7 protein-coding genes are annotated in these 7,203 nt (G+C 69.6%); 2 read left to right on the plus strand and 5 right to left on the minus strand.

Annotated features, from left to right (window positions below):
• The coding region (locus tag QN345_RS13575) for a 4-hydroxy-tetrahydrodipicolinate reductase (RefSeq protein WP_323508756.1) at positions 1 to 450 on the minus strand (450 nt) is incomplete at its 3' end.
• Positions 451 to 558: 108 nt separating this feature from the next.
• Between QN345_RS13575 and QN345_RS13580 the strand changes: the two genes are divergently transcribed.
• Positions 559 to 1,080, plus strand: coding sequence for a GNAT family N-acetyltransferase (locus QN345_RS13580; RefSeq protein ID WP_134559764.1), 522 nt, complete (start codon positions 559 to 561; stop codon positions 1,078 to 1,080).
• 42 nt (positions 1,081 to 1,122) lie between these two features.
• Here the strand turns inward: QN345_RS13580 and QN345_RS13585 are convergent, their stop codons facing one another.
• The 3 genes from QN345_RS13585 to QN345_RS13595 all read right to left on the minus strand — a co-directional run bounded on the left by QN345_RS13585 (position 1,123) and on the right by QN345_RS13595 (position 4,302).
• Positions 1,123 to 1,725 carry a histidine phosphatase family protein gene (locus QN345_RS13585; RefSeq protein ID WP_134446926.1) on the minus strand — a complete coding sequence of 201 codons (603 nt, stop codon included), beginning with the start codon at positions 1,723 to 1,725 and terminating at the stop codon, positions 1,123 to 1,125.
• A gap of 69 nt (positions 1,726 to 1,794) precedes the next feature.
• Positions 1,795 to 3,150 (minus strand): M16 family metallopeptidase, encoded by a 1,356-nt coding sequence (locus QN345_RS13590; RefSeq protein ID WP_134446924.1) that lies wholly within the window; start codon positions 3,148 to 3,150, stop codon positions 1,795 to 1,797.
• A gap of 81 nt (positions 3,151 to 3,231) precedes the next feature.
• Positions 3,232 to 4,302 carry an aldo/keto reductase gene (locus QN345_RS13595; RefSeq protein ID WP_323508757.1) on the minus strand — a complete coding sequence of 357 codons (1,071 nt, stop codon included), beginning with the start codon at positions 4,300 to 4,302 and terminating at the stop codon, positions 3,232 to 3,234.
• Positions 4,303 to 4,530: 228 nt separating this feature from the next.
• Between QN345_RS13595 and QN345_RS13600 the strand changes: the two genes are divergently transcribed.
• The gene (locus tag QN345_RS13600) at positions 4,531 to 6,168 is read left to right on the plus strand and encodes a peptide chain release factor 3 (protein WP_134446920.1); all 1,638 of its coding nucleotides are present in this window, start codon (positions 4,531 to 4,533) and stop codon (positions 6,166 to 6,168) included.
• A 36-nt stretch (positions 6,169 to 6,204) separates the two neighbouring features.
• Here QN345_RS13600 and QN345_RS13605 read toward each other — a convergent pair.
• Positions 6,205 to 7,203: HNH endonuclease signature motif containing protein (locus QN345_RS13605; protein ID WP_323508758.1), on the minus strand; the 999-nt coding region annotated here is incomplete at its 5' end.

Below are 7,203 nucleotides of genomic sequence, written 5' to 3' on the forward strand. Positions count from 1 at the left end.
GAGCTCGGCGGTGCGGACCGCAGTCCCCGAGGGAGAGTCGACCTTGGCGGCCTGGTGCGTTTCGACGATCTCGATCGAGTCGAAGAGCCGGGCGAGCATGGCCGAGACGGCGGTCGCGACGACGGAACCGATCGAGAAGTTCGGCACGATCACGACGCCGGTGTCACTCCGGCCGCGGATCCGGCGCTCGAGCGTCGTGATGCGGGACTGGGACCAGCCGGAGGTGCCGACGAGCACCCGGATGCCGTTGTCGACGGCGAAGTCGACGACGCTCTGGCTCACGCCGGGCAGGGTGACGTCGACGACGACATCCGCCCCGAGCATGTCGGACAGCGGGCTGCGCGAGTCGAGGCCGGCGTGCAACTCGTACCCGTCGGTCTCCTCGACGAGCCCGCTGATCAGTCGGCCCATCGTGCCCGTAACGCCGACGATGGCCACCCGTGTTGTCATACGACTAATCTACCAAGCGGCAATCCGGCAATCCGGCATCCGGCATACGGGCCCCGCACGACCCGGCGCGAACTGGGCTCACCGGGTTCCCCGACGTAGCCTTGTGGCATGCCAGCCACCCCGAAAGCACCCGGCCCCGTCTTCCGCGAGGTATCCGTGACGGATGCCGGTTCCCTCGCCCTCCTGACGGCCTACTTCAGCGATCGGCAGTCGAGCTTCCCCGTCGAGCAGGGTGCCTACCGAACGACCTTCCCGGTGGCCGGGGACTTCCTGCCGCCGAACGGTGTCTTCCTGCTCGTCGGCGAACCCAGCGGGAACCCGGAGCAGGCCTGGGTCGGGTGCGGCGGCATCCGTCGGATCGGGGACACCCCGGGCGGCGGCGCCCGCTACGAGGTCAAGCACCTCTGGCTGCAGCCGGGCACACGCGGGAGGGGCTGGGGCCGGGCCTTGCTCGCCGAACTCGAGCGGCGGGCGCGATTGTTCGGCGCCGCCGAGCTCGTGCTCGACACGAACGCGAGCCTGCGGGCCGCCGGAGCGCTCTACCGGAGCGCCGGCTTTGCGGATTGCCCGCCGTACAACGACAACCCGAACGCCACCAACTGGTACCGGAAGGGCCTCGCTCGCGACTAGTACAGAGCCCCGCTCGCGCTTGAGAGAGAGTCTCGCTCGCGCCTAGTACAGCAGCGGGTCAGGCAGTCCGGTGCGCATCTCCACGGGCAGGTGCCCGGTGTCGTTGTGGGTGACGAGCGTCCACGGGCGGCCCGGCTTCTGCAACAGCACGGTGAGGCCGCAGTTGGCCTGGTTGATGCTGATCCAGCGCCAGTCCGGAGCACCCAGCACTGCGCGCACGAACCAGCCGATGACGAAGTTGTGCGTGATCAGCAGTTCGTGGCGCTCGCCTCTGCGGGGCTGCAGGAATTCGGCGACGGCGTCGTCCATCTGCGCACGGCCGGCTTCGATCTCCTCCTCGGTGACGGCACCGAAGAACGGGGCGTATGCCGCGGGCGTCTCCGGCGCCATGCCGGTCGGGATGCAGTCGAACAGCAGCGGGGAGGGAACCGGGGTGAGCGAGGGCAGCCGCCCGGCGACGATCTCTGCGGTCTCGGCCGCGCGCTGCAGGGGCGAGTGCCAGGCGTCGGTGAACGGCACGCCGCCGAGGCGCTCCGCGATCAGCTGCGCCTGCCGTTTGCCGCGCGCCGAGAGCGGCCCGTCGGGCAGGCCGTGTTCGGCATCCTGTTGCTCGCCGTGACGAACCAGGTAGATGTAGTGGGGCAACGGGTTCTCTTTCGGTTCGGGGCGTTCGGCCGGACGGCCGGGCGGTACAGGGCCAGGTGACCCGTTGGATCAGGGCCGGACGCCTGGAGGCACGATTCCCGCGAAGACGTCGTCGTCGAGCGCGCCGACGGCGGCGATGGACAGCGGGCCGGCCGCGAGGTCGACGGCGAGGGCCTGCACGTCGTCCGCGGTGACCAGGGCGAGCCGGCGCAGCGCCTCATCGAGGTCGACGAACTCACCGAGGGTGATCTCGGCGCGGCCGAGCCGGGACATCCGGGTGTCGGAGTCTTCGAGGGCCAGCGAGGAGGCACCGGAGAGCTGCCCGTTGGCGCGTTTCATCTCGTCCGCGGTGACACCGTGTTCGGCGAGCCGGTGCAGTTCGCTCAGGAGAAGCTCGGCGACCTGGCCCGCCTTCGCCGGGGTGCAGCCGGCGTACATGCCGAAGAGGCCCGCGTCGGAGTAGCCGGGGGCGAAGGAATAGACGGAGTACGCGAGCCCGCGCTTCTCGCGCACCTCCTGGAAGAGCCTCGACGACATGCCGCCGCCGAAGATGGAGGTCAGCACGCTCATAGTGACGCGGCGATCGTCGGTCGCGAGGAGTCCGGGGAACCCGAGCAGGAGGTTCGCCTGCTCGAGCGGGCGGCGCACGACCGTGACCGCGCTGCCCTGGTGGATCTCGGCGGGTCGCCCGTTGCGGCGCCCGACGGGGGCGGCGTGTTCGCCCAGGTCCCAGCCTGCGGAGTAGAGCGCCCGGGTCACGTCTGCGACGAGCACGTCGTGGTCCACGGCGCCCGCGACGGTGACGACGAGGTCCTGCGGGCGGTAGTTGGCCCGGTAGTGCGCGAGCACGGCCTCCGGGGTGGCCGCCCTGATCGTGTCGGGGTTGCCGCCGATCGGGCGTCCGAGCGGATGCTTGCCCATCACGGCCTCGAAGAAGCGCTCGTTCGCAACGTCCGCCGGGTCATCGTCAGCCATGGCGAGTTCCTCGAGGATCACGCCGCGTTCGGTCTCGAATTCGACCGGGTCGATTGTGGACGAGGTGAGCATGTCGGTGAGCACCTCGACGGCCATCGGCAGGTCGCGGTCGCGGACCTTCGCGTAGTAGCAGGTGTATTCCTTCGCGGTCATCGCGTTGTGCTCGCCGCCGACGGAGTCGAAGGCGATCGCGATGTCGAGGGCGCTGCGCTTGGCCGTGCCCTTGAAGAGCAGGTGTTCGAGGAAGTGGGTGGAGCCGTAATGCCCGGGCGCTTCGTCGCGGGAACCGACGGCGACCCAGTAGCCGATCGTCAGGCTGCGGCTGCCGGGGACGTGCTCGCTGAGAATGCGCACACCGCTCGGGAGGACGGTCCGGCGCACGACGGATTCGCCGGCGGCTCGGAAGGACAACTCGGCGAGTGTGAGGGGAAATTCAACGGCGCTGTTCATGACACCACCACCCTACGTCACGGCACCGACGGCATCAGGGTGCCTCGCGGAACCGAATTCGAGCGGCGGGCGGCGTCGGCGTCAGCGGCCGGCAGCGAGCCCCGTCACCCGCTCGAGGTCGACCATGTCGCTGCGGGTGAGCCGGATTCCGGCGGCCGCGATGAGGGAATCCACCTGGTCGGGCTGGCTGGCCCCTGCGACGGGCGCCGTGACCCCGGCCTGCGCGAGGAGCCACGCGAGCGCGATCGATGCGGCCCCGGTGTCGTGGTCGGCCGCGATCCGGTCCACGACGCTGAGGACCCTCAGCCCGGGCCTGCTGAGGTGCTTCGCGGCGCGGGCATCCCTCGTCGTGCTGTGCAGGTCGGCCTTGGAGCGGTACCGGCCGGCCAGGAAGCCGTGCGCGAGGGAGAAGTAGGGCAGGACCGCGAGGCCCTGGGCCCGGGTGACGAGGGACAGCGAGGACTCGAAGCCTCTGCGCTGCAGCAGGCTGTACTCGGTCTGCAGGGCGACGAAGCGCGGCAGGCCGTTCGCGGCGAGGATGCGGGCTTCCATCAGGCGCTCCCCGGAGAAGTTCGAGGCGGCGAGGTACCGCACCTGGCCGCTGCGCATCAGCACGTCGACGGCGCCGAGGCTTTCCTCGAGCGGCACGGTCGGATCGTCGAAGTGGAAGTGCAGCAGGTCGATGTAGTCGGTGCCCAACCGGTCGAGGGACGCCTGGACCGCGCCGATGATGCTCCGGGAGGACAGTCCGGGGTTGTCCCGGTTCTTGCCGATCTTGGTGGCGATCACGGTGCTGTCGCGCGCCTTGCGGGAACGCAGCCAGGAGCCGATGATCACTTCGCTCCGTCCGGAGGTGTAGCTGTCCGCGGTGTCGAGGAAGTTGCCGCCGAGTGCACGGTGCCGGTCGAGGATACGGTGGCTCGTCTCGCCGTCCGCGGTCCAGCCGAAGACGCTCGAGCCGAGGGCGACCGGGTGCACGGAGAGGTCTGTATCCGCGATGGTGCGCCGGGCGCCGACGAGAGGGAGGCGCCCGTCCGGCTGGACCGGGATCGAGACGGAGATCGGCGGCGGCCCCTGGAGCGGGTGCGCGGCCACGTGGGCAGAGGCCGGGTGAAGAGCACGCTCGGAATCCTGAATGCCTGACTGGATCATCCGTCACTCCTTACTGCTTACCGCGACTGCTGGGTGTGGCCCCAAAACTGAGAGTAACCCGCGAATCGGCGCACGGAAAGGACACGCCCGAACCGTTATCAAAACGGATGCTGGGCGTCTGCCGCGAGATCGCCGCGCCACGCCGGATAGAGTTGAACGGGAACGATTCCGGTTACGGCCTTCTGAGCAGGCGTGAGCCCGAACGAATCAGCCGCGAAAGAAGGATCCATGACGCAGCCCACCACCGGCGTGCCGACGACCGGCGCACCCGCGACCGAGATCACCGCAGAGGCGCGCAGGCGGCGCACCTTCGCCGTGATCAGCCACCCCGACGCGGGAAAGTCGACCCTCACCGAGGCGCTCCTCCTGCACGCGCACGCCATCACGACGGCGGGCGCGACCCACGGCAAGGCCGGCCGCCGTGGGACCGTGAGCGACTGGATGGCGATGGAGCAGGCCCGTGGCATCTCGGTGACGAGCGCGGCAATCCAGTTCGAATACCGCGACAGCGTGATCAACCTCGTCGACACCCCCGGCCACGCCGACTTCTCCGAAGACACCTACCGGGTCCTGTCCGCGGTCGACGCCGCCGTGATGCTCGTCGACGCGAGCAAGGGCCTCGAGGTGCAGACCATGAAGCTCTTCGACGTCTGCCGTCAGCGCAACCTGCCCGTGATCACCGTGATCAACAAGTGGGACCGGCCCGGCCTCGACGCTCTCGCCCTGATGGACGAGATCCGCACCCGCACCGGACTGCTCCCGACACCCCTGACCTGGCCGGTCGGAGTGGCCGGCGACTTCCGCGGCGTCATCGACCGGTCGACCGAAGAGTTCATCCGCTTCACCCGCACGGCCGGCGGCGCGACCGCCGCAGACAGCGACCGGGTGCCGTTCGAGGTCGCCGCGACCGAGGAAGGCGAGGCCTGGGTCACCGCGACCGAAGAATCCGAACTGCTCGGCGAGGAAGGCCAGGACCACGACGAGGCCACGTTCCTCGCCAACCAGACCACCCCCGTGCTGTTCGCCGCGGCCGTGCTCAACTTCGGCGTGCAGCACATCCTCGACACCCTCGTGGACTTCGCCCCTGCCGCGGAGGCGCGTGTCGACGCGGCCGGCGGGCACCGCCCGGTCGCCTCACCGTTCTCCGGCTTCGTGTTCAAGGTGCAGTCGGGCATGAACGCCTCGCACCGGGACTACGTCGCCTTCGTGCGGGTCTGTTCGGGCCAGTTCCGTCGCGGAATGATCGTCACCCACGCCGCAAGTGGCCGGCCCTTCGCGACCAAGTACGCCCAGCACCTCTTCGGACGCGAACGCGAAGTGGCCGACGAAGCCTGGCCCGGCGACATCGTCGGGCTCGTCAACGCGTCGGCACTCCGGGTCGGCGACTCCATCTTCGAGAGCGAACCCGTCGAGTTCCCGCCGCTGCCGATGTTCGCGCCCGAGCACTTCCGTGCTGTGCGCTCCGCGGACAGCAGCAAGCACAAGCAGTTCCGGCGCGGCATCGACCAGCTCGACCACGAGGGCGTCATCCAGGTGCTCCGCAGCGACCTGCGCGGCGACCAGGCCCCGGTGCTCGGCGCCGTCGGCCCGATGCAGTTCGAGGTCGTCGAGGAACGCATGACGCACGACTTCGGCGCCGCGATCCGTTCGGAGTCGCTCCCCTACCAGATCGCCCGCCGCACCAACCGGGAGAGCGCCGAGATCCTCGGCCACGACCGGCAGGTCGAGGTGCTGATGCGCTCAGACGGGACACTCCTCGCCCTGTTCAGCACCCCGTGGCGGTTGCGCAACACGGTCCGCGACCACCCGGAGCTGATGCTCGAAGACCTCGCCGCCGGCGCCCTGGAGCCGGCGCCCTCGGCCTAGTCATCCCCCGGCGGCATCGTTCACCGGAAGCCTCGTTCAGAACGGGGTGGGGTCGTCGGGTGTGGGGTCGAGGTTCCAGACATCCACGAACGGGACCGGTGGTTTCGGTTCGGGTTTGGGTTTCCGGGGTGGTCTCATATCCGCGGAGGGTTCGACGATGTAGCTGTACCCGGCCGGGGAGGTCCATTCGATGCGACCATCGCCGAGGTGCCTCGGCGACCACCGTGTGTAGCTCTTCACCGCGTGGTGATACGGGCAGAGGTGGGCGAGGTTCATCGCGTCGGTCTCCCCGCCGTGCTGCCACTCCACACTGTGGTCCAGATCGGACCGCTTGGCGGAGCGGCGGCACCCGGGGAAGGTGCAGGTTTCATCGCGCACCTCGAGCCACTTCTTCAAAGCCGCGGGCGGTTTGTAGGTGTCGCGTCCCATCGAGAGCACCACGCCGGTTTCGGGGTGGGTGAGGAGCCGGGTGAAGCTCGGCGCCCCGGCGGCGAGACGCCTCGCGGTATCGGGGTCGATGGGTCCGTACCCGGCCAGATACCCGGGCTCCTCGCTCTTCCCCAACAAGGTCAGCACGGGAACGGTGACGTTGACCTGCGCGGCCACCCCGGCACCGAGTCCGTCCGGGGTGACCCCGCCGATCAGGACGTCGGTGAGGACGTCCGCCGCCAGCTGGGTCAGCGTGCGGGTTTCCTCCGGGCCCTGCAGGGTCAGCGCCGTGTCGAGGGTGCGGTGGTAGGCGGCCTGCACCTTCTCCGCGTCCCCTGTCAGATACAGGGAGGCCATGCCGTCGTTGAGGGCCTGGAACACCACATGCCGGTCCTCGACGCTTTTCTGGTGCCTCGCGGTGATGGTCTCCGGGTGGGTGCGCTCCCGCACCCTCCGGGCCCGGTCGGCGAGCTTCGCCACGGTCAGCACTTCCGCGTCGGGCACGAGGACTTCCTCGAATACGGCCCGGGCCCGGGCGGCCGCTTCCGGGTCATCGACCCGGATGCCCCAGGCCTGCTCCATGATCACCTGCGCGTGCCGGTAACT

It is taken from the genome of Cryobacterium sp. 10I1, from assembly GCF_035019805.1.
GTDB lineage: Bacteria > Actinomycetota > Actinomycetes > Actinomycetales > Microbacteriaceae > Cryobacterium > Cryobacterium glucosi.